The organism is Bradyrhizobium sp. USDA 4504 (assembly GCF_054063995.1).
This window is the reverse complement of record NZ_JBSSGV010000001.1, coordinates 1,746,363-1,771,463: the sequence shown is the minus strand read 5'-3', so window position 1 is coordinate 1,771,463 and position 25,101 is coordinate 1,746,363. Positions and strand designations below refer to the sequence as shown.

Here is a 25,101-nt window from a genome sequence, read left to right as displayed (position 1 = left end):
CATGCCTTACTTGCCGATGTTGGAGAAGGTGCGAATGAGGTGAAGGAACGGGCTTCCGCCCAAAATGACGAACATCGCTGGCAGCAGGAACAACACCATAGGAACGGTGAGCTTGGCGCCCAATTTGTGCGCCCGCTCTTCCAGCTTGGTGATGCGCTCCCGCCGCAGGTCGACCGCGATGCTGCGCAGCGCCTGGCTGAGCGGCGTGCCATATTGCAGGCTCTGGCTGACCATGGTGCCGAAGCGACGGAGGCCCTCCGACGTGGACGCAAGCTTCTCGAAGGCGTCGGCACGGTTCGGCAGGATCCGGAGATCATCGAGAAGACCGCGCAGCACGTGGGTGATAGCGGGATTGGTCTCCCGCATCTCCTCAGCCACACGCTCAATCGCGCTCTCCAGGCCCATGCCGGCTTCGCTGCAAACCACAAGCAGATCGATGGTGTCCGGCGTGCCGAGCCGGATCGCGGCATCGAAGCGTCGCTTCACGACCAGCAAGATCAGGCGCGGAATCATGATTCCAAACGCCAGGCCAAGCAGCGTGAAGATCATCACGTCGCTGAACGGCCGTCCAAGAATCTGCGAAACAGAGAAAGCCGCGATCGGCAACACATATGTGCTGACCGTCTTGAAGCCGATCCAGATCGGCAGCGTTCGATAGTGATTGAACCCTGCCGACTGAAGAACCATCTTCAGCTGGTCGAGATTTTCCTGGGCGTAGTAGCGCCTGTAGCGCATGCCGACTGATGAAAGCCAACCGATCAGATCCTTCGAATTCGATCGATCGGAGATGCCCAGCACGGCATTCGAGACACGCGTGTCCAAGGTGCGCAGATGTATCTCGCGAATAACCAGCAGGAAGGTCGCGGCCGCGAGTGCGACGGCAAGCGTGGCAAAACCGAGAACAGCCGTCATAGGGTGGTTTCCCTTCTGACCATCCAACGGATCACGAAATGCCCGATCAGGACCGAGCACACCGCATAAGCGAGAAGCACGTTTCCCTGTCGATCAAACAACAGCAGATCGACCGACTGCGGATTGATCAGGTAAAGCAGCCCGCCGATCACGACCGGCGCACAGGTGAGCGCACGCGATGAAAAGATGACCTCTCCCGCCAAGGCCTTCGCACGGGCCGCCAGCGCAACCCGCTGACTCACGGTCTCGCCCAACGTCTGCAGCGTTTCCGCCAGGCTGCCGCCGGTCTTCAACTGCACCGCGAGGGTCACCGCAAACATCGCATACTCGGGCACCTGCGTTCGCTGATAGATCTCCTCGACGGCTTCCTCGGGCGACCTGCCCAGGTTCAATTCATGACAGACGATGGCAAATTGCCCGGATGTCGGTTGCGGCATCTCGCGGGCGATGGTGCGAAAAGCTTCGTGCACGGGCAATCCGGACCGGACAGTACTCGTCACCAGCTGGACCGCATCGGGAAGCTGCTGGAAGAGCTGGTTTGCAAAGCGATGTTGCTGCCATCCGAACAGACCGCGCACGACCATGATGGCGACGCCGACAGCCGCAATGGCTCCATAGGAGCCAGGGAACCGCAGGAATCCATTGACGTAGAGAATTCCTGCCGCTGCCATTCCCCCTGCAAGCAGCACATAGACCGGTCGTACGACGTACACCATATCAGGGCGGTAATTGGCAAAGCGCTGGAGCGCGCGCCAACGCGACGTCTTGGCCGCGCGACGGATGGACACCAAGGCTGCTGCTTCAGCCGTCGGCAGCGCAATCTCGAGCTGGCGATCCATTCGTCTCTGTCGTGCGTCGAGCCAAAGGGTGTTGGCCCCGGCACACAGCAGAAGCACCAGAACGATGATCAAGGGCGTCGACATCAGATGTGCCTCATCGCTTCTGCCCAGGCCCGATCGAGCCCGTAATAGACGAGGCGGCTCTTGAACTTCGGAACCGCATTGGTGGAGCGGTAGGTGCCGGATATCCGCCCTTGGACATCCTCGTCCTTGTACTCGAACAACGCGATGTCGTTGGTGGTGATCACCTCGCCCTCGAGGCCGATCACCTCGCTGATCTGCACGATGCGGCGCTGGCCATCCCGCATGCGCTCGACCTGCACAATCAGATCCAGGGCCGCGACGATCTGGGAGCGGATTGCGCGCGACGGCAGATTGACCTGCCCCATCTGCACCATGTTCTCCACGCGCGTCAGCGCGTCGCGGGTACTGTTGGCGTGCACGGTGGAGATCGATCCATCATGGCCGGTGTTCATCGCCTGCAGCATGTCGAACGCCTCGGCGCCGCGCACCTCACCGACGACGATGCGGTCCGGACGCATACGAAGTGCGTTCCACAGAAGGTCGCGCTGCGTCACCTGGCCGGTGCCCTCGAGGCTGGCCGGACGGGTCTCCAGGCTGATCACGTGCGGCTGCTGAAGCTGCAGCTCCGCCGCGTCCTCAATCGTGACGATGCGCTCGCTGTGGTCGATGAACTGACTCAAGGCGTTCAGCAGCGTCGTCTTGCCGGAACCGGTGCCTCCGGAGACCAGGACGTTAAGCCGGCAGCGGGAGGCGATCTCCAGCAGCTGTCCAAGCGCGGCGGTCATCGAGCCGTTTTCGATCATCCCGGCGATGTTCAGACGCCGGTTCGGAAATTTTCGGATCGAGATGCAGGGGCTATGGATAGCCAGCGGCGGCAGGATGATGTTGACACGGCTGCCGTCCGGCAGACGGCAGTCCACCATCGGGCTGGATTCATCCACCCGCCGGCCGACCTGCGAGGCGATCTTCTGTGCGACCGAGGCGATATGGTCATTGTCGCGAAACCGGACCGCGACCCGCTCCAGCTTGCCGGCCCGCTCGACATAGACGTTGCTCGGCCCGTTGATCATGATGTCGTTGATCGTCTCGTCGAGCAGAAGCGGACGCAGCGGCCCGTAGCCGGTCATGTCGTCGGCGATCTCCTCCGCCAGGAAGAGCTGCTCGCGGCCCGACAGCTCCAGCCGCTCCTGGTTGGCGATGCCGTGGATGATTTCCTCGATCTGCCGCCGCAGGACGTCGCGGGGAACGGTCGCGGCCACCGACGGCTCGATCTGCTCGATCACCCGTTCGCGCAGGGATGCCGACATCACCGGATGGTGGGTCGCAGGTTCTTCATGCTTCGGTGTCGATGCAAACAGGCTGGACGCCGGTGACGCCACGCTCGTTTCCGCCGGCGGCAAGGGTGGCGGCGCCGGCCGCGCGCTTGGTGCCGCTGCCGGGGCGTCCGGCACCGCTGCGGGCATCCGCACTGGCATTTCGTCTGCGCGCCTGCCGAACTTTTTCATATCCCGAGCCACCTCTTCCACCCGGCGCTTTTCTTGGCACCGACGCCGGTGATTTCCCGCACGATCGGGGCAAGGTGGCGCCGTAGACCGGATACGTGCTTCAGAGCCGGAACGCCGAGATTGACCGCCTGGGTCATTCCCTTGCCGAGATCCGGGATCACCATGTCCGGCTCGGCGCCCAGCGCCTTGACGATCGTCGCTCTCGGCAGACCGCCGGCGCGGTCGGCACGATTGAGCAGGGTAAACACGCGATCCTTGCCCGCGATGTTGGTGACGGCGTTGCGCAGCGCGTGGGCATTGCGCAGGCCGGTTACTTCGGCCTCCAACAGCACCAGCACATGACGGGACATCTGAATGACCGGATAGATCGATGCCGGGAACGGAACCGGCACATCAACAACGACGTAGTTGAACCGCTGACGGAGCAGGCCCAGCACGTGCCGCACGCCGGCTTCGGTGATGTCGAGCTTTGCATCGAGCTCCTCGTCGCCGGAAATCAGGCAGACCCGATCGTTCACCTCGATCGCCGCCCGCTCGAGAAACAGCGTATCGGCCCGCATCGGGTTTTCAAGGGCGATGCGAAGGCCAGGTCCCGGACGAACACCCAGCATCACCGCGGTCTCGCCGCCCTGCAGATGCAGGTCGAGCAGCGCCACCTTCGCCTTGGTGGTTTCGGCCAGTTGCAGCGCGAGGTTGATCGCGACGCTGGTCGCGCCGGCGCCGCCCTGCGCGCCACAGATCGACACCACGTGCCCGCCGCGGTCGTTCTGGGCCGGCGCGACGTCCCCGATCAGCCTCGGACGTAGCTGGTCGAGCACCATATCCCTGGTGATCGGCGTCGGCAGGTATTCAGTAAGGCCGATCTCCATCAGCTCGCGGTAGAAGGTGATCTCCCTGTTGTCTCCGATCAGGGCCACCTTCACATCGGGCGGACAGACACTGGCGAGGCGTTCCAGTTCAGTGAAGGGATCATCGATGCCGCTTATGTCGGTCACCAGCGCGTACAGATCGGTGTCGGTCTCGAGCATGCGTGTCGCATGACGGATGGTACCGCGCCGGATCACCAGATTGCTGCCGTCGAGACCCTTGCGGAGGGCTGCCGCGCTCAGCTCGTCATTGACGAAGCAGACGATGCGGTTGCGCGCGACAAGAGACGTCGTCTCTTCGGGTTGTTCCACCACTGCCATGTTCGCACTCATCAACGTTTCTCCGGTCCCTTGCCGACGTCACTCGCTGCCGCTGTAGTCTGACGATCGAGTTCGGACGGCACGTCGCAGCCCGTGCGGGCGTCGTCGTCAAGATCCTGTCTCCTGACCGAGTATTGCTTGACCTCGCTGCCGGTATAGATCGCGACCGTCGTGCTCTGGCCGGCAACTGCACTCTGGCGCGCCAGCTCCGGCGATACGTCGCAGCTGGACGTTACGCTCGTGTCGGCCTTGTCCCACTGCTCGGCCGCGGCGCGGATGACGAGCGACAGCGTTCCGAGCTGCTTTGCGACGGCCACCTTCTTGACCTGATCCGGCTTGAGCTCCAGCGACACGGTCTGTGCCGTCTTGCCCGGGACGGCATTGGTGATCGGACGGCCGCCTTGCGCAATCTCCTGGTCGATCGCGATCACGCGCACATTGGACAGAACGGTTTCGCTGACGGCTCGCTTCACCGGCGCGGCCTTCTCGAACACCTGGGTCAGCACCACGTCGACATTGTCGCCCGGCCTGATCAGACCGGACACACCGGTCTCCTCGTCGACCTTGATGCTGATGGCGCGGCTGTCCGGCGCCAGGACGCTGGCAAGGAAGCCGCGATCCTTCGGACGCAGGATGTCGTCCAGTGTAATGGCGCTGCCGGCTTCGACGAACTTGCGAACCAGCGAACCGGGCAACCCGGCCTTGGAGTCAGGCGTTTCGAGGATCGCCCCCGCAGGGACACGGTTCGGTGCTGTCTGGCGCACCGCGAAATCTTCGTCCCGCGCCAGCGTTCCCTTCGAAAGCGGGCGGGTCGCGACAAAGTAGCCGACCGTCGCGGCCGCAGGCGCAGGCTTCTCTTCGACTGCCTGCGCAACAACCGGATCTGCGGGTCGGTTCATGCTGTAGGCGATCATTCCAAGCGCCGTAGCCGCAAGCAGCAGCACCATGATGATCGAGACACGGAGAGCGGACGACATGTCAAATTCCTTTGCTCAAAATGGCCCAGATACCGCCGCATGCGATGGCGACCCCGTAGGGAAGCGGTGCATGTCGCAAATGACGCCAGCGCTCGACCGCGTAGACCCGGCGCATCAGCGATGATCCGGCGGGCGCCAGCCTAGGTTGGGGCAGACGGCGCATCATCAGATGCACCGCGGCCAGAACGCCGCCGGCCAGTGCAGTTGCCGTCAACAGTTCAATCACGCCGGTCAGCGGCAGACCGATCGCCAGGGCAACCAGCAACTTGACGTCGCCACCGCCGATCGCTCCGCGTTGGTAAATCACGAAGAGCGCCAGGAACAGGATTGCGGCAACGATCAGCGACTGGCCGATCTGCATCGGACTGGCCAATTGGCCGACGATCCCAAGGAACGCCAGCGCCAGACAAATTTCGTTTCGGATCAACCGTGTCGCGATATCGATCGTTGCGACATACAACAACAATGCGATTTCCAGACACAAGGTCGTGGACGCAATCCAATTCATGAAATAATCGCCTTAGAAAAATGGCGGGGGGCAAAAAATAATGCCCCCCTCCGGAGCGCCGTCCCTCTGGACTTAGGCGCTAACCGCGCTGGTAACCGCGGTGCCGATCGAAGTGAGCGAGGTGGTCAGAACACTGCCGATGCCGCTCGCGGTACCCGTACCGAACGCTGCGGAAACCGCGGCGACGATACAGGCGGCGACGATCACGTACTCGAACGACACAACGCCGTCCTTGTCCGTGCGCAGACGCCTCAATCCCTCTGCGATCTTGATGTATGACTGCAACATAGGAGAAAGCATCCTTAAAAGGCTCGCGCAGATCGCAATCCGGTTGACTGCTGTTGACAGAAGGAATCTGCCAACAGCATTCAATATCCGGAGTTAAGCGGCGACAGCTTTGCTGACGGCGGTGCTGATGGCGGTGATCGAGTCGTTCAGAACCGAGCCGATACCGCTGGCGGTACCCGTACCGAACGCAGCAGAGACGGCGGCCACGATGCAAGCGGCGACGATCACGTACTCGAACGACACAACGCCGTCCTTGTCCGAGCGGAGACGCTTGAAGGCTTCGGTGGTCTGGATGTACAGCTTCAACATAGGAAAATATCCCTTTTACGATGAAATTTACGCAATACGTTGGCGGGGGGCAAAATCCGGGTGCCAACTAGCATTTTCTTATAATGCGTCGCGAGAAAACTGTCGATTGGTAATCGTTTATTAACCCTACCGGCGTAGCGGCGCACACCTTCTCCTCGGCGAGGCGCTCCGACAACGATGCACGAAACCCCTTAAATTGTAGGACTTTCGACATTTCACGACATTTCAGTTCGGCTGCTCCGTGCGAATACGGTGCCGGCGCTGCCCAGATCGGCGCGGGCGCTTGCCCAGCTCTCCGGGCCGGCTCGGCACGGCATTTTGCAGTTGCCGCCACTGGGTGACCGCCAGCGGCGACTAGCCCGCGTCGGCTGGCGCGGCCGATGCCTGCTGCGCCCTTCATCGAGGAGCTGCGAATGAAGCTTCTGATCTGCATGTTTCGCTCGAGTAGGGACATTGTCCTTGCCCGGACTTGCCCTGCCAACGCCTTGCGCTGGGCGTTCTCCCGATCGAGCAATTCGGGAAACGGCAGCAGCGGCCGCGCGGGCTCCGTTCGCCTTGATCTCGCCGGACGCCCTCGCTCGGCCGGCGCGATCTGATCCGGGACCGCGCCGCGGCATTCCGCGCGCGCCGTTCAGGCTGACCGCTGCCGGACTCGCGGTCCGGCTCCGCCTTCTCCTCAGCGGCCTGATGCGCGGGCAGGTCACGCAAGATAGAGGTCAAATAACCAGCGCACAGCGGATGTTCTCCCCCCAGATCACGCTGCCCGTTTTGGCAATCACCGAACGTGTCATGAGTTGCAGGGTGACGCAGAGTGCAATCGTTGATCAGCTCAGGGGCCATGGTTGCCCAGCCCCGCTGCTACACCGACCGGGAGCATTGAGAGGTCGTTCGTTGCGGTCACTTCTGCCGGAACGCGTGATTGAGCGACATCACGAGCGGCCCCACGATGTAGTCAAATGCGGTTCGTTGAATCGTCTGGATCATCACCGTTGCCGGCATTCCCGGATCAAGACGAATGTTGGGCATGGTCGCCAGTTCGTCCTGGTCGATCCGAACGCAGGCTGTGTAATAGGGATTGTTGGTCTTGGGATCCGTCAAGCGGTCCGCCGAGACCTGAATGACGTCGCCATGAATGATCGGGACGATCCGCTGCTTGGAGGCGGTTAGGTGAACTTCCGCGCGCGTGTTCGGATGCACGTCGCTGATATCCTCGATCACCACCTGCGCTTCGATCGTCAACGAATCCTCGTCGGGCACGATGTCGAGGATTTTGTCACTGCGCTGGATCACGCCTCCCACCGAAAACACGCTGAGGCCAACCACGCGCCCTCGGCAACGATTGGGCTTCGTACCAGCGAGGGTGGTCCCGGACTGCGGCGTAACGCCTGGTCCCGTCGCGCCGGTCCACCGCGACGGGTCGATCGAGATCGAGTTTGCTGCCGGGTTCGCGGGCTGTAGCGTGGTCGACGCTTCGCGCAGACATCATCGGCCTTACATGTCCGTGGGGCCCGCTGCATGGACATTGGGAGATTTTAGCAAACAAACTTGAATTCACTCCAGTTTCTGAGTGCAACTGAAGATTCGTTGCATCGCTTATTCCGGGAAAAATACGCATTCCCTTAATGGTTTTGTATAACGGGTGAAGCATTGATTTGTGCTTTCCGGTCCTCGTGAATGATCAATGTGGATTGTCGTGGCCGTTTCTTCGATGTTTTTTCATATCCGCAGCCTGCGCTCGGATGATTGCGGCGCCGTCAATGTGATCATGGGTGTCCTGCTCGTTCCTCTGATCGGAGCCCTGGGTATCGGCTTTGAGGTTTCGAACTGATCCATGAGGACGCGCGGCATGCAAAACGCGGCCGATGCGGCCGCGCTCGCGGCTGCGACCAACAACAGCTCAAACTACGATGTCGAAGCCAAGGCGGTTGCGGCGCGATACGGTAACCAGAGCCTTAAGCAAGCGCGGGGTGGGTCTAAGTTCCAGGAAAAAGCGCGACGGGCACGACCTGTATGCCAGCTAAGAGCGAGCTCGCCGGACATTGCTCTCCCGCTTTTTTGGTTGCGTGGCGAAACGGACCGAGCGCTCTCCGCCGCGTTCGGCCGTTATGGCAATCGATGGTTCGCGTTCCGAGGTAGAGCAGCATTAACCAGGGATTGGCCGAAGGCGTAAGCAGAACCCGCGCTTCAGTTAGCTGTCTCACCGAATCTGGCTGGCCAGCTTGCGCCAGTGATAGCCACGTTTTTCGACGTCCTCGCGGATTTTTTCGCTCACCGATCGCACGGTGCGCTTCCTTTTGCGCCAAATTCCGCCCAAGTTCGATGGGAAGTCCGCGTCGGATAACCAGCAGATCGTTCTTCCCACTCAAGTATACATCATACATGAGAGCGCCCTGTTGCGGGGAGCAACATAGACCTATGCAGGGCATCGTTGGTGGCACGGGTGCCACAGCAATTTCAAAACTATTATGTCGGCGCCAGTTAGCTTCGAGGGATGCGTCCAAGGCTTACTTCTGCCGGAACGCGTGATTGAATGACATCACCAGCGGCCCGACGATGTAGTCAAAAGCGGTTCGCTGAATCGTCGGGATCATCACCGTTGCCGGCATTCCCGGATAAAGGCGAATGTTGGGCATGGTCGCCAGCTCGTCCTGATCGATCCGAACGAAGGCCGTGTAATAGGGATTGTTGGTCTTCGGATCAGTCAAGCGGTCCGCCGAGACCTGAATGACGTCGCCATGGATGATCGGAACGATGCGCTGTTTGTAAGCGGTTAGGTGAACTTCCGCGCGCGTGTTCGGATGCACGTCGCTGATATCCTCGACCGCCACCTGCGCTTCGATTGTGAGCGAATCCTCGTCGGGCACGATGTCCAGGATCTTGTCGCCGCGCTGAATCACACCGCCCACCGAAAACACGCTGAGGCCAACCACGCGTCCGGTATAGGGCGCACGAATTTCCATCCGGCCGAGCACGGCTTTGGCGTTCGTCGCCTTCGGGATAACCTCCAGGAGCTTGGCTTGCGTATCGCGCAAATCCTTCGTGACGTCTGTCATCCGATCGTTGTCGAACTGGGCGATCTGCTGCTCCTGCTCGGCGATCGCCTGGCGAGCCTTGGCGATGTTGGCGTTCGCATCGGCGATCTGGCCTTCGAGGCCGTACGCGGTCCGCTCCAGCTGCAGGATGCGGGGACGGGCGATCAACCCGCGTTCGACGAGCGGTGCGATGTCTTTGGCCTCCTTGCGCACTGAGTCGATCTGGTTGGTGAACGATTTCACCTGCGCTTCCGAGCCAACGATCTGGGACCCCAGCTGGTTGATCTTCTCGCGGACCACGCTTCTTTGTCCTTCGAGCGACGCCCTGCGGCTGTCAAACTGACTGACCTGCCCGTTCCAGACGCTTTTGAAATAGGGATCGTCAGAGCGCGCCTTCAGATCCGGCGGCATGACAAGCTGGGAGCCATGGTCAAGCTCGGTCAGCAGCCGGACCTCCGTTGCGCGCAGCACGGCATATTGCTGCGTCAGCACCTCATGTTCGGCGCGAGCTTGGGTCTCGTCCAGGACGATCAGCAGGTCGCCTGCGAGCACCCTGTCGCCTTCCCTGACGTGCAATTCCTTGACGATGCCGCCATCGAGGTGCTGAAGGCTCTTGCGGTTGCCATCGACCTTCACGACGGCATTGGCAACTACCGCACCGTTGAGCGGCGCACTCACGGCCCAAGTACCGATCCCGCCGAAAAAGACCGCGATGATCAGCCAGCCCGCTGTTGCAACCTTGCGAATGGAGTCGTTTGGCGATCCATCCTTGTTGGCGCGCTTTGTTCCGCGTGGAGCAGCAGCGGGACGCATCGACAGGTCTGTGACATCAAGCAATGTCATGATTTCTCCTAACCGGTCGCTCCCCGAACTGCAGGAACCGGCACAGGCCGCGTGAGGCGCGCCAGAATTTCGCTCCGCGGTCCGAACATCTCGGCCACGCCTTCGCGCAGCACCAATATCTTGTCGACCACGCCGATCGTGGCCGGCCGATGGGAAATGATCACCACCGTGGTGCCGTGCTTCTTCAGCTGCGTGATGCAGTCGGCGAGCGCCGCATCGCCCTCGGCATCGAGGTTCGAGCTCGGCTCATCGAGCACGACCAGGCTTGGATTGCCGTAGACCGCGCGTGCGAGGCCGATGCGCTGGCGGTAGCCTCCGGACAGGATCGCGCCGCCTTCCCCGACCTGGGTGTCGTAGCCGTCGACGAGCCGCAGGATCATCTCGTGCACGTCGGCCATTCGCGCCGCCAGAATGATGTCCTTGTCGTCTCCGTCCTTGAACCGACAAATATTGGCTGCCACCGTATCGGCAAACAGCTCGATATCCTGCGGCAGATAGCCAAGATGCTCGCCGAGCGACGACCTGATCCAGCTCGAAACATCCGACCCGTCGAGGCGGACGGCACCCGCGGATGGGGCCTGAACGCCGACAATATGGCGCGCCAGCGTCGATTTGCCGGCACCCGAAGGGCCGATGATCCCCAGCACTTCGCCCGGTTCGATCTGGAAGGTGACCCCGCGCAGAATGGGCTTCCACGTTCCGGGCGCAGCAAAGGACAGCGCTTCGACGGAAAGACGGCCTTCGGGCCGCGGCAGCGTCAGTCCTGTTTCGCGCGCTGGGTTGGCCGCCAACAGCTCGCGCACCCGCAGGAATGCGCCGCGGGCCGAGACGAGACTACGCCAGGATCCAACGATCTGTTCGATCGGCTGCAACGCGCGGCCAAGCAGGATGCTGGCGGCAAACATGGCGCCGGCGGTGGTCATGCGCTCGATCACCAGATAGGCACCAAGACCGAGGATCAGGGATTGCATCGACAGCCGCAAGAAACGAATCATGCTCTGCATCGTCGCCGCGCGATCGCTGGCGGCGACCTGGCGCTCGAGCATGCGGTCGCGGTCGCGGCTCCAGCGCTTCAGGAGGCCACCGGTCATCCCCATGGCGCGCACCACTTCGGTGTTGCGCAGGCTCATCTCGGTGAAACCATAATTCCGGTTTGCCGCCTCGCCGGATTCGGCGAGCGGAGGCTTGACGATCCATTCATTGAGGAAGGCCATCAGCACCAGAATGATCGAAGATCCCAGCGCAAAGGCGCCCAGGAACGGGTGCAGGCAAAAGATCACCGCGATGTAGATCGGCGACCACGGCAGATCGAAGATTGCGTGAATTCCGGACCCGGTGATGAACTGGCGGAACGTATCAAAATCACGCAACAGCTGGCTGCGCGCGCCGCCGATTTTTGCCGAATGGTCGATGATGGCGGTCATCACCCGCGGCGCGATCTTGCGATCGAGGCGAATGCTGGTGCGGGTCAGAACACGAGCGCGCACGGCGTCGAGACCTGCGAGTGCCATGAACGCTAGTAATAGCGCAAGCGTCAGCATCAGCAGCGTGATCTCGCTCCCGCTCGAGATCACGCGGTCATAGACCTGCAGCATGTAGAGCGGGCCGGCCAAGTACAGCAGGTTAATGGCAAGGCTGAAGATAGCCGCAGTGACAAAATAGCCTTGGCAGGCTTGCAGCGACTGCCGGAATTCGTCCGGCCTTTTGCGAAGGGTACTCACGCGGAATCTGGCTGGAGCCATCCCTAAGAATGATGACTGACAGCCAATAGGCGACAGTCAAAAGGATCAAGTAAATCAATCATTCAATCTGTCCCACTTAGCATAGGCGGCAGCTGTACCAAAGCCGCTGCCGGCGCAAAAACGGCAGGAAGGTAAATCTACGGGGTTCAGCTCCTCTCGCGGTCCATTTCCTTCCCTGGAGCCTCAGGCTACGTGGTGTGGATCGTAAGTAATCATCGTGCCGTTCGTTGCGTCGGCCTTCTCGGCAAAGCCATTCGGATCGTATTGGCCGAGCAGGACGATATTGGCCGTATGCGCGCCGTCCGACACCGTCAGAGTGCCACCAGTTCCCGCCTGGTTCTCCGTGAAGCTCAACGTGGTGCCTGCGCCGAAACTGATGCCCTTGAGGTCGATGTCGTCATTGCCATCGAGGCCGGTCACCGTACCGGAGAAGTGGAATGCATCATCCAGGATCAGGTGGCCAGCGGCGGTCGTGTCGAAGGTGACGCCCGCCGCCGAGGCTGCCCCGAACTCGATGGTGCCAGCCCCGCTGATCAAGGCGTTGCCGTTGCCGGTAACGTCGCCTTCTGCTGTGACCGTGCCGCCGTTGGCCCAGATCAGACCGCTGTTGGCCACCGCACTGGCGAGCACCAGCCCACCCGTGCCGGTTGCCTCCAGCGTGCCAGCGTTGGCGATCACGTTGGCTCCGGTGTCGATCACAAGGGCATGGGTGCCGGTGGCATCGATAGTGCCCTCGTTGCTCAGCGTCAGGCTGCCCTGCCCGATCTGGCCGGCACCCGAGATGACGTTGTCAACGTTGTCGAGTGTGACGTTCGAGGCCGTACCGGCGATGATGTTGTGATCGTCGTCGGACAGGAGCACGTGACCGCCGCCGTTGAGCGTAATGCCAGTCTGGATGATCTGGAGAAGCGTATCGTCGCCGGAGGCCTGCAGATCGATCTCGCCGGTGTTGTGGATGACGCCCGACAGCGGCAGCATCGCGCCGTCGCCGATTGTCATCTGGCCGGGATTTTCGACCGTCGGCGTCACGTCGAATTCGAAGTTCGCGGCGGTGAGATCCGATGCATGAACGCCATCGAGCGTGATCGTTTGGCCATCAGCCAACGTGATCACAGCATTGCCATGCGCGTCGTCCGCGGTGTGGGCTTGAACGTCCGCGAAACTTTGCCAGCCATAGCTGATCAGGTCGATGACGTCGGAGGACACCTCGAAACTGTGCACGACGTCGTTGCCAATCGGCTGCGAAAACACAAAGGTATCGTGGCCGCTTGAACCGGTCAGATGGTCATCGCCCGACCAGGCGAAAATTGGAGATCCCGGGGCGTACGCTTCGACATTGTCGCGAACCAGAATTGTGTCAAAGCTACCATCGGGATTGGCCCAGGTGGCGGAAATGGTGATAACCGCGGCTCCGACAAATTCAAGGGGCGTCGTAACGGTGAGCGCGCCTAAGTCGACGCCCGTTACGGCAAATGAACCGTCGCTAAGCTTGGTGCCGTTTGGTACGGTCCACCCCGTTGGCAGGCTTGTGATCGTCACTGAGACAGCGGCGTCGTTTGCTTCGGGTTGTTCCAGACCGAGATTAATCGGCTGCCCCGAAATACCCGCAGGAGCTTTTTTCGAGATAGTCAAAGATCCGCCACCTGTCCCGGGATTTCCCGAAAGGTCGGTCCAATACGGATCCGTGGCAGCCGTAGTGCCACTGTTGAAAACGCTGATTGTTGTACTATTGGAGCTGCCCTTGGTGAACGTCGCTGTCCAAGTGAGCCCGCCATCCGTGGACTGAAGGTTGCTCAAACTGGTGCCGTTTGAGCTATCGGCTAGCGATATATCTCCAAGCGTAAGATTAGTCACTTTTTCGCTGAATGTAAACGTGATCGTTTCGCTGTTGCCCGCAGGCAACGAGGTGCCACCCGTAATCGATATCACCGTCGGCGGAGTTGTGTCGGTCGCATTGATAGTAATGTTCGCAGTATCAATGGCTGTCGAAAATGCCGTCGTACCGCCATTGGATGACGTGTCCACCTTAACTCCGTTCGAGCCGCTGGTCTGATCCCAAGCACGGAAGGTGATGGCATTCGTATCTGTTCCGGCAAAGCCCGCGCTTGGCTGGAAGTAGAGCCGCGTGTTGGCGTCCGCCGAGAGGAGTAGGGCCGTGGTGTTCGACACTGCTCCTACAGCCGTCCATGTTGCGCCGTTATTTGTGGAAAAGAACCAGGTGCCGTGGCTCGTATCGGTACCCGTCAGTGCGATTCCGGTCACGGCCCCTGAATCGACGTCAGTAACGTTGTCCAAGCCACCACTGGGTGGATTAAGATCCACCAAGCTAGAGACCAACGTACCGACAGCTCCTGCCGGCGCACCGCTGCCTTGGTTCTCGGCCGTGAGCACTGGCGTTTTGGACGGATCGAGAACTGGGGCGTCATTGGTGCCGGTCACCGTGATCTTCAGCGTCGTGCTGTTGGACACTAGCCCGCCCGGGTCCTTGGCCGTGTAGGTGAAGGTGTCCACCGCCGTGACACCCGTGGCGAGACTGTTAGCGGTGTCGGCCACATAGCTGTACGAGCCGTTCGCATTCAGCGTCAGATGACCGTAGGTGCCCGCGATCGAGGTCGCCACCCCAACACCCTGCGTCACCGACCCCGTTCCGGCAACCACGCCTGAGACCACCAGCGTGCTGGTTGCATTGTCGACGTCGGTATCAGCCACCGATCCGCCCGTGGTGCCCTGAATCACGCCATTCGCGGCAGGCATGGTGAGGGTCGCGTCCTCATTGACTGTCCCAGTGTCGGCGTTGGCAACCGGCGCGTCGTTGGTGCCGGTGATCGTGATCGTCTCGGTCTGCGCCACCGTCGCACCCTGCGCGTCCTTCACATTGTAGGACACCACGATCGTCATGTGCTCGCCGACCGCCAGGCTGTTGAACGCCGGGTCGGTCGGATCGACCGTCAGCGTCGAGCCCGACAGGCTCACCCCGGCCGGCGCCGTCGAAGACGAGGCTCCGCCGTCGACCGCATAGCTCACATCGGCAACGCTCAGCGTCGCCGTCTCGCCGTGGTCGGGATCGCTCGCCCCGCTCAGCAGGTTCAGCGGGTACGACGCAGCACCTTCCGCCGCCGTCGAGGTCAGCGCCGCCGCAACCACCGGCGCGTCGTTGGTGCCGGTGATCGTGATCGTCTCGGTCTGCGCCACCGTCGCACCCTGCGCGTCCTTCACATTGTAGGACACCACGATCGTCATGTGCTCGCCGACCGCCAGGCTGTTGAACGCCGGGTCGGTCGGATCGACCGTCAGCATCGAGCCCGACAGGCTCACCCCGGCCGGCGCCGTCGAAGACGAGGCTCCGCCGTCGACCGCATAGCTCACATCGGCAACGCTCAGCGTCGCCGTCTCGCCGTGGTCGGGATCGCTCGCCCCGCTCAGCAGGTTCAGCGGGTACGACGCAGCACCTTCCGCCGCCGTCGAGGTCAGCGCCGCCGCAACCACCGGCGCGTCGTTGGTGCCGGTGATCGTGATCGTCTCGGTCTGCGCCACCGTCGCACCCTGCGCGTCCTTCACATTGTAGGACACCACGATCGTCATGTGCTCGCCGACCGCCAGGCTGTTGAACGCCGGGTCGGTCGGATCAACCGTCAGCGTCGAGCCCGACAGGCTCACCCCGGCCGGCGCCGTCGAAGACGAGGCTCCGCCGTCGACCGCATAGCTCACATCGGCAACGCTCAGCGTCGCCGTCTCGCCGTGGTCGGGATCGCTCGCCCCGCTCAGCAGGTTCAGCGGGTACGACGCAGCACCTTCCGCCGCCGTCGAGGTCAGCGCCGCCGCAACCACCGGCGCGTCGTTGGTGCCGGTGATCGTGATCGTCTCGGTCTGCGCCACCGTCGCACCCTGCGCGTCCTTCACATTGTAGGACACCACGATCGTCATGTGCTCGCCGACCGCCAGGCTGTTGAACGCCGGGTCGGTCGGATCAACCGTCAGCGTCGAGCCCGACAGGCTCACCCCGGCCGGCGCCGTCGAAGACGAGGCTCCGCCGTCGACCGCATAGCTCACATCGGCAACGCTCAGCGTCGCCGTCTCGCCATGGTCGGGATCGCTCGCCCCGCTCAGCAGGTTCAGCGGGTACGACGCAGCACCTTCCGCCGCCGTCGAGGTCAGCGCCGCCGCAACCACCGGCGCGTCGTTGGTGCCGGTGATCGTGATCGTCTCGGTCTGCGCCACCGTCGCACCCTGCGCGTCCTTCACATTGTAGGACACCACGATCGTCATGTGCTCGCCGACCGCCAGGCTGTTGAACGCCGGGTCGGTCGGATCAACCGTCAGCGTCGAGCCCGACAGGCTCACCCCGGCCGGCGCCGTCGAAGACGAGGCTCCGCCGTCGACCGCATAGCTCACATCGGCAACGCTCAGCGTCGCCGTCTCGCCGTGGTCGGGATCGCTCGCCCCGCTCAGCAGGTTCAGCGGGTACGACGCAGCACCTTCCGCCGCCGTCGAGGTCAGCGCCGCCGCAACCACCGGCGCGTCGTTGGTGCCGGTGATCGTGATCGTCTCGGTCTGCGCCACCGTCGCACCCTGCGCGTCCTTCACATTGTAGGACACCACGATCGTCATGTGCTCGCCGACCGCCAGGCTGTTGAACGCCGGGTCGGTCGGATCAACCGTCAGCGTCGAGCCCGACAAGCTCACCCCGGCCGGCGCCGTCGAAGACGAGGCTCCGCCGTCGACCGCATAGCTCACATCGGCAACGCTCAGCGTCGCCGTCTCGCCGTGGTCGGGATCGCTCGCCCCGCTCAGCAGGTTCAGCGGGTACGACGCAGCACCTTCCGCCGCCGTCGAGGTCAGCGCCGCCGCAACCACCGGCGCGTCGTTGGTGCCGGTGATCGTGATCGTCTCGGTCTGCGCCACCGTCGCACCCTGCGCGTCCTTCACATTGTAGGACACCACGATCGTCATGTGCTCGCCGACCGCCAGGCTGTTGAACGCCGGGTCGGTCGGATCAACCGTCAGCGTCGAGCCCGACAGGCTCACCCCGGCCGGCGCCGTCGAAGACGAGGCTCCGCCGTCGACCGCATAGCTCACATCGGCAACGCTCAGCGTCGCCGTCTCGCCGTGGTCGGGATCGCTCGCCCCGCTCAGCAGGTTCAGCGGGTACGACGCAGCACCTTCCGCCGCCGTCGAGGTCAGCGCCGCCGCAACCACCGGCGCGTCGTTGGTGCCGGTGATCGTGATCGTCTCGGTCTGCGCCACCGTCGCACCCTGCGCGTCCTTCACATTGTAGGACACCACGATCGTCATGTGCTCGCCGACCGCCAGGCTGTTGAACGCCGGGTCGGTCGGATCAACCGTCAGCGTCGAGCCCGACAGGCTCACCCCGGCCGGCGCCGTCGAAGACGAGGCTCCGCCGTCGACCGCATAGCTCACATCGGCAACGCTCAGCGTCGCCGTCTCGCCGTGGTCGGGATCGCTCGCCCCGCTCAGCAGGTTCAGCGGGTACGACGCAGCACCTTCCGCCGCCGTCGAGGTCAGCGCCGCCGCAACCACCGGCGCGTCGTTGGTGCCGGTGATCGTGATCGTCTCGGTCTGCGCCACCGTCGCACCCTGCGCGTCCTTCACATTGTAGGACACCACGATCGTCATGTGCTCGCCGACCGCCAGGCTGTTGAACGCCGGGTCGGTCGGATCGACCGTCAGCATCGAGCCCGACAGGCTCACCCCGGCCGGCGCCGTCGAAGACGAGGCTCCGCCGTCGACCGCATAGCTCACATCGGCAACGCTCAGCGTCGCCGTCTCGCCGTGGTCGGGATCGCTCGCCCCGCTCAGCAGGTTCAGCGGGTACGACGCAGCACCTTCCGCCGCCGTCGAGGTCAGCGCCGCCGCAACCACCGGCGCGTCGTTGGTGCCGGTGATCGTGATCGTCTCGGTCTGCGCCACCGTCGCACCCTGCGCGTCCTTCACATTGTAGGACACCACGATCGTCATGTGCTCGCCGACCGCCAGGCTGTTGAACGCCGGGTCGGTCGGATCAACCGTCAGCGTCGAGCCCGACAGGCTCACCCCGGCCGGCGCCGTCGAAGACGAGGCTCCGCCGTCGACCGCATAGCTCACATCGGCAACGCTCAGCGTCGCCGTCTCGCCGTGGTCGGGATCGCTCGCCCCGCTCAGCAGGTTCAGCGGGTACGACGCAGCACCTTCCGCCGCCGTCGAGGTCAGCGCCGCCGCAACCACCGGCGCGTCGTTGGTGCCGGTGATCGTGATCGTCTCGGTCTGCGCCACCGTCGCACCCTGCGCGTCCTTCACATTGTAGGACACCACGATCGTCATGTGCTCGCCGACCGCCAGGCTGTTGAACGCCGGGTCGGTCGGATCAACCGTCAGCGTCGAGCCCGACAGGCTCACCCCGGCCGGCGCCGTCGAAGACGAGGCTCCGCCGTCGACCGCATAGCTCACATCGGCAACGCTCAGCGTCGCCGTCTCGCCATGGTCGGGATCGCTCGCCCCGCTCAGCAGGTTCAGCGGGTACGACGCAGCACCTTCCGCCGCCGTCGAGGTCAGCGCCGCCGCAACCACCGGCGCGTCGTTGGTGCCGGTGATCGTGATCGTCTCGGTCTGCGCCACCGTCGCACCCTGCGCGTCCTTCACATTGTAGGACACCACGATCGTCATGTGCTCGCCGACCGCCAGGCTGTTGAACGCCGGGTCGGTCGGATCAACCGTCAGCGTCGAGCCCGACAGGCTCACCCCGGCCGGCGCCGTCGAAGACGAGGCTCCGCCGTCGACCGCATAGCTCACATCGGCAACGCTCAGCGTCGCCGTCTCGCCGTGGTCGGGATCGCTCGCCCCGCTCAGCAGGTTCAGCGGGTACGACGCAGCACCTTCCGCCGCCGTCGAGGTCAGCGCCGCCGCAACCACCGGCGCGTCGTTGGTGCCGGTGATCGTGATCGTCTCGGTCTGCGCCACCGTCGCACCCTGCGCGTCCTTCACATTGTAGGACACCACGATCGTCATGTGCTCGCCGACCGCCAGGCTGTTGAACGCCGGGTCGGTCGGATCGACCGTCAGCGTCGAGCCCGACAGGCTCACCCCGGCCGGCGCCGTCGAAGACGAGGCTCCGCCGTCGACCGCATAGCTCACATCGGCAACGCTCAGCGTCGCCGTCTCGCCGTGGTCGGGATCGCTCGCCCCGCTCAGCAGGTTCAGCGGGTACGACGCAGCACCTTCCGCCGCCGTCGAGGTCAGCGCCGCCGTAACCACCGGCGCGTCGTTGGTGCCGGTGATCGTGATCGTGATAGGTTTGGTCGAGCTTGCGCCGTGGTTGTCCGTGACCGTCAGATTGTAGGTGACCGTCAGGGTCTCGCCCTGAGCCAGGAAATCGAAGGTCTGGTCGATTGCGCTGTAGCTGAAGCTGACCGAACCCGAGCCCGATCCCGTGCTGTCGGTCTCAGTCACTGTCAGCGAACTTGCCGTGGTTAACGCCGATACCTGAGCCGCGGTGAGCGGGCCGCCTGACCACGCAAAGTTGGGATCACTTTTGCTCACCACGTGCGTGTCGCTAAGATCAGCGTCGGTGAACGCTAGCGTCCCTGTCGTCGTGTCGTGATCGATCGTATCGCCGGTGTGGCCGGCGAGCTCGGTGATATTGTGCGGCCCGGAGGCGTCGGCGGAGAGCACCGGACCGTCGTTCACCCCCGTAAATGTCAACGTAGTCGTCGCCCAGCTCAGCGTTCCATTGCCCAGCCGAATGGCGTAGGTGAACTTGTCAACAAGAGTCTCGCCTGCCGCTTTCGCCTGAAGTTGCGCTGAGATGCTCGATGCGTCGTATCCAATTGTCCCGTCCGAATTGATCCAGATTTTAGCACCGAGCAGGCTCCTATCGGAGGTCCCTGCGTCGCCCGCAAGAGTGGTTGAATAGACTGTGTCTTTCGTCAGGAGATCGGCTGGAGCGTATTTACCGTTCGACGATGTAACGCTGACGCTAAGATCGTTGTCGACGGACCACAGCGACTTGGCGGCGCCACCAAGATCGTTGGCCATCACATTCAAGATGAGTATTCCCGAGACGCTCGCTGAATAATTGTAACTATCGTCAACCGCCTGGGGCGTATTGCTGAACGACGTTGTCGTACCGCCTGAGGTGTTCTGAGTGGTGGCCATAGCTGCAATGCCTTTATGCGTTCAATATTCTGTTCGTACAATTCGCGTGTAAGTAATGGTTCAGCGATTCAATGAGAGCGATGAACGGCCTCGAATTTAGTGATGGGATTGATAGGTGACAGCGAAATAGCGCCTCGGCGACAAGGAGCGCATGTCGGACGGATCGTGTTCGGCTTCCATCGGCGCATCAGTTGCTACCGACGGGCTCGAAGCCAGCGGATCATTGGCCGGGGTGAGCGAGGTCTCGATCGAAAAATCGGCTAACCATGAAGGAGATGTAGACGCAGAATTTAAAGTTCCTTGGGAACGCGATTCGACTTCGCACCAGTTGATCATTGGTCGGACCTTCGGGATGAAACAATGCGACTCAATACACACTCCTTGAACTCTGCCGACGCAGAGCAGGCGTGATCGCACCCGAAAATCAATTCACAACAACACGTACACGATGCCCATCAGCAATATTCGTGGGGCGCGCGGCCAAAAGGCCGCCCATGTGCCATTAGACGCCTACCGTGAAAAGACTCCGACCGCCATTACCCTGCCCGTTTCGCGTGCGGCCCTGCACTCCGCATGCTCGCAATTTTTCTTGTCTTTCAATATTCAGCTTCGAGAGGCTTCGGCGCCTGGTCCGCAAGACTGCGGGCGGCCAAACCTCTAAACCTAATTGAATGCAATTTGCCGCAAATTTGCGCAGCCGTCTAGAGCCGTGCGATTTGCTCTACTTTAACGATTAACGCCGTGCCGCCATGTGGTTCCCTCCTGTCGTCAACAATGCCCCGTTGATTTACGGGGTCGCCTCAAACGTCGTATCCACGCGTAGCGCCGGTTTGGGCGCCGCGGGCTCCGACGCCATCCCGACCATGCCTTGTTTCGTCACTGAACAGTCCGCGCGCCGGCGCGGCCGATAGCCTGCTGCGCTCCTCTTCGAGCAGCTGCGAATGAAGCTTCTGGATCTGGATGTTGCGCTCGAGCAGGGAAATGGCCCGTGCTTGCACCTGCTCTGCCAACGCTTTGCGCGTTGTACTCTCGGAAACGCCAGCGACCGAACGGGTTCGGCCGCCTTGATTACGCAGGACGCGCGCTGCACCGCCTGTGCGATCTGGTCGGGGAAGGCGCTGCGGCATTCCGTGAGCGCGCCTTCAGGTTGACCGCTGGCGGCTCAGGCTCGGCCGCCTGCTCGATGGCATGGCGAGCGCCCCCGCAACAGGCCAGCACGATACAGCGCGAAACGACGCGCGCGCCGGACATTGTCCCTCAGATCCTGCTGCGCGATTGACCGGGTCACCGGGCGTCTCATGAGTACGGCTGACGGCAATGCCGGTATCCCGTGGGCAAGCAGAGGATCCCGAACGAGAATACTCTCGTCCGAGCCCCTCCTCTGTCGTGCGGTCAGACGAAGCCTAAGTTGTTGTAGTGATCTAGATCGGTGTGGAGATGGCTTGCCGAGAGATCGATGGCTTGACCGAGCAGCGGCACATTTACCACCGGGCCGCTCCATATCGCAGATGACGTCTTGACGGCCGAGCTCGACGTAAGGTCGTCCGCCACCGACAAGGTATGGAAATCCGCACTGTTTTCGATGGCACCCGGTTTGGCTTGCGTGTATTCGAGCCACTTGATTGCATCATCAATGTCGTGCCTTGCAGTGCCGGCCGAACCATTTCCGATTGCATTACCTTCAAGATAATTGAGCCAAGTGGCTACGACGTCCCTGCCCAACATATAGCGGCCATCCTGGACCTGCTTGTCGGACGCATTCAGCAGCGTAAGTGCATCGGCCGTCGAGATGAACAGCACATTTTCGCCGATGTCCTGGACTCCGTTGAGATTGTAATCACCGATCAAGAGACCCGCTTTGTCAGCAGAGGTAACATGTGTGTCGTGATTTGAATCTACGGCATAGGTGATTTCGCCGCTCGCAAAGCCATCTGTTCCGGCCTGCTTAGGTTGATTATTTGCGTTACCGTCCCAGAATGTTTGCCAGGTCTTTTGTGCCCAGAAGCCGGGCGTCCGCACGCCCGGTCCCAGTAGGACGTGAGCCGTGTCGTAGTCCGTTACGTTTTGATTGTCAGTGACCGTGGCGGTATTATCGAATACGCCATCGCCACCATTGAGCCAGTTGTTGTCCAAGTCCGCTTGGGTCAATGTGTGGGTCGTTGTGTAGGTCCAGGTTTCACCCACATCGAGGACGTGGTTTCCGTTGTCTCCGGTCACGGTCGAATTGTCCAACGTGGCAAGGGAATAGCCTTCTAGCGCATCCGTTACTTTGACCCCGGTTAGCGTCACGTCGCCGGTGTTCTCCACGGTGATCTGATAGGTGATGACATCGCCAACATGATCAGCATGCCCTCCCGTGACGGAAAGGACCGACTTGGTCAGATCGACCGACGGCTTGTAGTCGATCGGTTGATCCACCGAGTCGCTGACCGGGGTGGTCTGGTCGCTATCCGCGGTCGCCGTATTGGTGATCTTGTCGTCCTGGGTAAGATCAACCAGGTTCGAGCCGTGATTGTCGATGTCAGACTGCGTCAGCGTGTAGGTCGCCGCCAGATCCTCGCTGCTCCCAACCGCCAGGGTCGATAGGCCACCCGTCGGATCGCCCGTCAGCGGGTCGGTCACCGTCACGCCGGTCAACGTCACGTCACCCGTGTTCGCGACATGGATATTGTAGTGAATGATGTCGCCCGCGTCGGTCAGCCCGTCACCATTGACGTCATCTACCGACACCACTGTCTTCACGATCGACATCGACGGCTTGTAGTCGATCGGCTGATCAACCGAGTCGCTGACCGGGGAGGTCTGGTCGCTGTCCGCGGTCGCCGTATTGGTGATCTTGTCGTCCTGGATGAGATCAACCAGGTTGGAGCCGTGGTTGTCGATGTCGGCCTGCGTCAGCGTGTAGGTCGCCACCAGATCCTCGCTGCTACCGACGTTAAGCGTCGACAAACCGCCCGCCGGATCGCCCGTCAGCGGGTCAGTCACCGTCACGCCCGTCAGCGTCACATTACCCGTGTTCGCGACATGGATGTTGTAGTGAATGACGTCGCCCGCGTCGGTCAGCCCGTCACCATTGACGTCGTCGACCGATACCACCGTCTTATCGATCGACATCGACGGCTTGTAGTCGATTGCGACAGACGCTGTATCCATAGCATCGGGAACACCCGGTGCTGATGCTGTAGCCAGGTTGTCGATGAAGCCATCACCTGGCGCGCCACCTGCGCCGGTGCCGTAGCCATCATGGTCGATATCAGCCTGCTGAACGGTGTACGAGGCTGTGTACTGCCAGTGTTCGCCGGGATCGAGCAGGTTATTATGGTTCGTATCACCCAGATTGTACGTCGCATTATTGAAAGTCGTTGTCACGGCAACAGCAGCCGTGGCGCCTAAGCTTTCGATTTGGTCGGTAACTGACGTCAGGGTAAGCACGCCCGTTCCGGTATTCCCAACCTCAATGCTGTAATCAATCTGCTGGCCGGCATGGTCGACCACCAAATTTTGAGTATTGCCATCGATATCGTGAACCTGTTTGACGACGCTCAGCGCGCCGAGCCCGCTCCCTCCACTTCCGATGACACCCCATTCTTCAAAACCGCTATTTGCAGCATAGTCACCGCCAACAGCGCCAAACTGCGAATAGAGATAAACGTAAGGGTCGGCTCCGGACGTATCGAAATTGGAAAGTGGGACAAGGATCACATAATCACCCTTGCCGCTGCCCGCATCCCACTGCGCGTTAAGCAAAACCGTATTGTCGCCAAGGTCGAATTTCGGCGTTTCGCCGGCGAAGTCGGTCAGGAGATTACCGCTGCTTTCCTGATAGATCTTCAATTGATCCAACGAGATCAATTGGGGTTGGTTGGCCGACCCGTTTTGATTGATGTCGAGTCTGAACTCGAGGTACTGAGTTCCTGCAACGGTGCCGTTCTGACCATCTCCGGTGACCACCGGAATCGACGAAAGCAGGATTGCGTTGGTATGCGATGCTTGTTTGTCGTCAAGCGGCAGAGGCGAGCCATCCGTATTGTAGCCCTGCTCGGTGCCGTTGTTCTGGATAACCAGAAAGCTGTCGAATACGCCTGTGCCGGTCGAAGCAACCGACGCTACGTTCGTGAAAACTGCTCCGGTATCGGTGGTGGCTGTTGAGCTCTGAGCTGTAACGTCGATGGTAGCCATGAAGCATAAACCCCCTAAAATATGAGCATTCGCGGCAATGATCCGGCGCTGTATCCGGATCACCTGACCGCGCATTGCACGCGGTCGCTAAGCGCACGCAGCAAAAAAACCGCACCGCTAACGCGCTGCGGGGACACACAAATTCAAACCGGCATGTAATCCGCTTTTTCAAATTAACGCAATATCAACCTATCCGGGAAGAGATCGATCTCCCCCGCGCATCCGATCTCCGCTTTTCCGAGCTTTCGCCAGCGCGCCGACCTCAAAAATGCAAATGATTCCTGCTGGATGACCATTGAAATTTCAAATCCGGTCGAACCGTTGCTCGGCGCTCGCTTCGGACGCAAGCCCTCCGGCCAACGATGCAGGTAATTGTGGACCTCTCCGCGCAGACCAAGCTTCTGCGCCGAACGAGCAGGTATCGCAGCTCCTCTCGAGACGGCTCCCAAATTCCCTGATCGCGGGAGCGCCTGGCAGACCTTCCGCGGCACGAACGCGCAGAATATCAAAATAATGGCATGGCCGCTTGCAAGCCGGCCCGCGACCGCCGTCTTATCAGAAAGCGCACGATTCGTACGCTACCCGCGATCGCAAGAACTTCCGCTTCT

At 61.7% G+C, this 25,101-nt stretch carries 14 protein-coding genes; 1 reads left to right on the top strand and 13 read right to left on the bottom strand.

Annotation, left to right across the window (positions count from 1 at the left end):
* Nucleotides 1–6 precede the first annotated feature (6 nt).
* The 9 genes from ACVMB1_RS07595 to ACVMB1_RS07555 form a co-directional block, all read right to left on the bottom strand.
* On the bottom strand, nucleotides 7–912 hold the full coding sequence (locus ACVMB1_RS07595; RefSeq protein WP_456816544.1) for a type II secretion system F family protein: 906 nt from the start codon (nucleotides 910–912) through the stop codon (nucleotides 7–9).
* Nucleotides 909–1,835, bottom strand: coding sequence for a type II secretion system F family protein (locus ACVMB1_RS07590; protein ID WP_456815952.1), 927 nt, complete (start codon nucleotides 1,833–1,835; stop codon nucleotides 909–911). Before ACVMB1_RS07590 ends, ACVMB1_RS07595 begins: the two co-directional genes overlap by 4 nt.
* Entirely contained in the window at nucleotides 1,835–3,280 is a 1,446-nt protein-coding gene (locus ACVMB1_RS07585) for a CpaF family protein (protein ID WP_456815951.1), read from the bottom strand. The genes ACVMB1_RS07590 and ACVMB1_RS07585 overlap by 1 nt, the downstream gene beginning before the upstream one ends.
* Nucleotides 3,277–4,308: an AAA family ATPase gene (locus ACVMB1_RS07580; RefSeq protein WP_456848374.1), complete on the bottom strand. Its 1,032-nt coding sequence runs from the start codon at nucleotides 4,306–4,308 to the stop codon at nucleotides 3,277–3,279. The genes ACVMB1_RS07585 and ACVMB1_RS07580 overlap by 4 nt, the downstream gene beginning before the upstream one ends.
* 170 nt (nucleotides 4,309–4,478) lie before the next feature.
* Nucleotides 4,479–5,444 (bottom strand): Flp pilus assembly protein CpaB, encoded by a 966-nt coding sequence (gene cpaB, locus ACVMB1_RS07575; RefSeq protein ID WP_456815949.1) that lies wholly within the window; start codon nucleotides 5,442–5,444, stop codon nucleotides 4,479–4,481.
* 1 nt (nucleotide 5,445) lies between these two features.
* Nucleotides 5,446–5,952 (bottom strand): A24 family peptidase, encoded by a 507-nt coding sequence (locus ACVMB1_RS07570; protein ID WP_092090353.1) that lies wholly within the window; start codon nucleotides 5,950–5,952, stop codon nucleotides 5,446–5,448.
* A gap of 72 nt (nucleotides 5,953–6,024) precedes the next feature.
* Nucleotides 6,025–6,240, bottom strand: coding sequence for a Flp family type IVb pilin (locus tag ACVMB1_RS07565; RefSeq protein ID WP_456815948.1), 216 nt, complete (start codon nucleotides 6,238–6,240; stop codon nucleotides 6,025–6,027).
* 93 nt (nucleotides 6,241–6,333) lie between these two features.
* Nucleotides 6,334–6,549: a Flp family type IVb pilin gene (locus tag ACVMB1_RS07560; RefSeq protein WP_456815947.1), complete on the bottom strand. Its 216-nt coding sequence runs from the start codon at nucleotides 6,547–6,549 to the stop codon at nucleotides 6,334–6,336.
* Nucleotides 6,550–7,446: 897 nt separating this feature from the next.
* Nucleotides 7,447–7,872 carry an HlyD family efflux transporter periplasmic adaptor subunit gene (locus ACVMB1_RS07555; protein ID WP_456848372.1) on the bottom strand — a complete coding sequence of 142 codons (426 nt, stop codon included), beginning with the start codon at nucleotides 7,870–7,872 and terminating at the stop codon, nucleotides 7,447–7,449.
* 358 nt (nucleotides 7,873–8,230) lie between these two features.
* On the opposite strand from ACVMB1_RS07555, the gene ACVMB1_RS07550 reads away from it, so the two are divergent.
* Nucleotides 8,231–8,377, top strand: coding sequence for a hypothetical protein (locus ACVMB1_RS07550; RefSeq protein WP_168856864.1), 147 nt, complete (start codon nucleotides 8,231–8,233; stop codon nucleotides 8,375–8,377).
* A 676-nt stretch (nucleotides 8,378–9,053) separates the two neighbouring features.
* Here ACVMB1_RS07550 and ACVMB1_RS07545 read toward each other — a convergent pair.
* The 4 genes from ACVMB1_RS07545 to ACVMB1_RS07530 all read right to left on the bottom strand — a co-directional run bounded on the left by ACVMB1_RS07545 (nucleotide 9,054) and on the right by ACVMB1_RS07530 (nucleotide 24,493).
* Nucleotides 9,054–10,424 (bottom strand): HlyD family type I secretion periplasmic adaptor subunit, encoded by a 1,371-nt coding sequence (locus tag ACVMB1_RS07545; protein WP_233475537.1) that lies wholly within the window; start codon nucleotides 10,422–10,424, stop codon nucleotides 9,054–9,056.
* An 8-nt stretch (nucleotides 10,425–10,432) separates the two neighbouring features.
* Nucleotides 10,433–12,145 carry a type I secretion system permease/ATPase gene (locus tag ACVMB1_RS07540; RefSeq protein ID WP_347340111.1) on the bottom strand — a complete coding sequence of 571 codons (1,713 nt, stop codon included), beginning with the start codon at nucleotides 12,143–12,145 and terminating at the stop codon, nucleotides 10,433–10,435.
* 204 nt (nucleotides 12,146–12,349) lie between these two features.
* Nucleotides 12,350–20,194 carry a beta strand repeat-containing protein gene (locus ACVMB1_RS07535; RefSeq protein WP_456849881.1) on the bottom strand — a complete coding sequence of 2,615 codons (7,845 nt, stop codon included), beginning with the start codon at nucleotides 20,192–20,194 and terminating at the stop codon, nucleotides 12,350–12,352.
* Nucleotides 20,195–21,706: 1,512 nt separating this feature from the next.
* Nucleotides 21,707–24,493 (bottom strand): DUF7507 domain-containing protein, encoded by a 2,787-nt coding sequence (locus ACVMB1_RS07530; protein WP_253587258.1) that lies wholly within the window; start codon nucleotides 24,491–24,493, stop codon nucleotides 21,707–21,709.
* Nucleotides 24,494–25,101 lie beyond the last annotated feature (608 nt).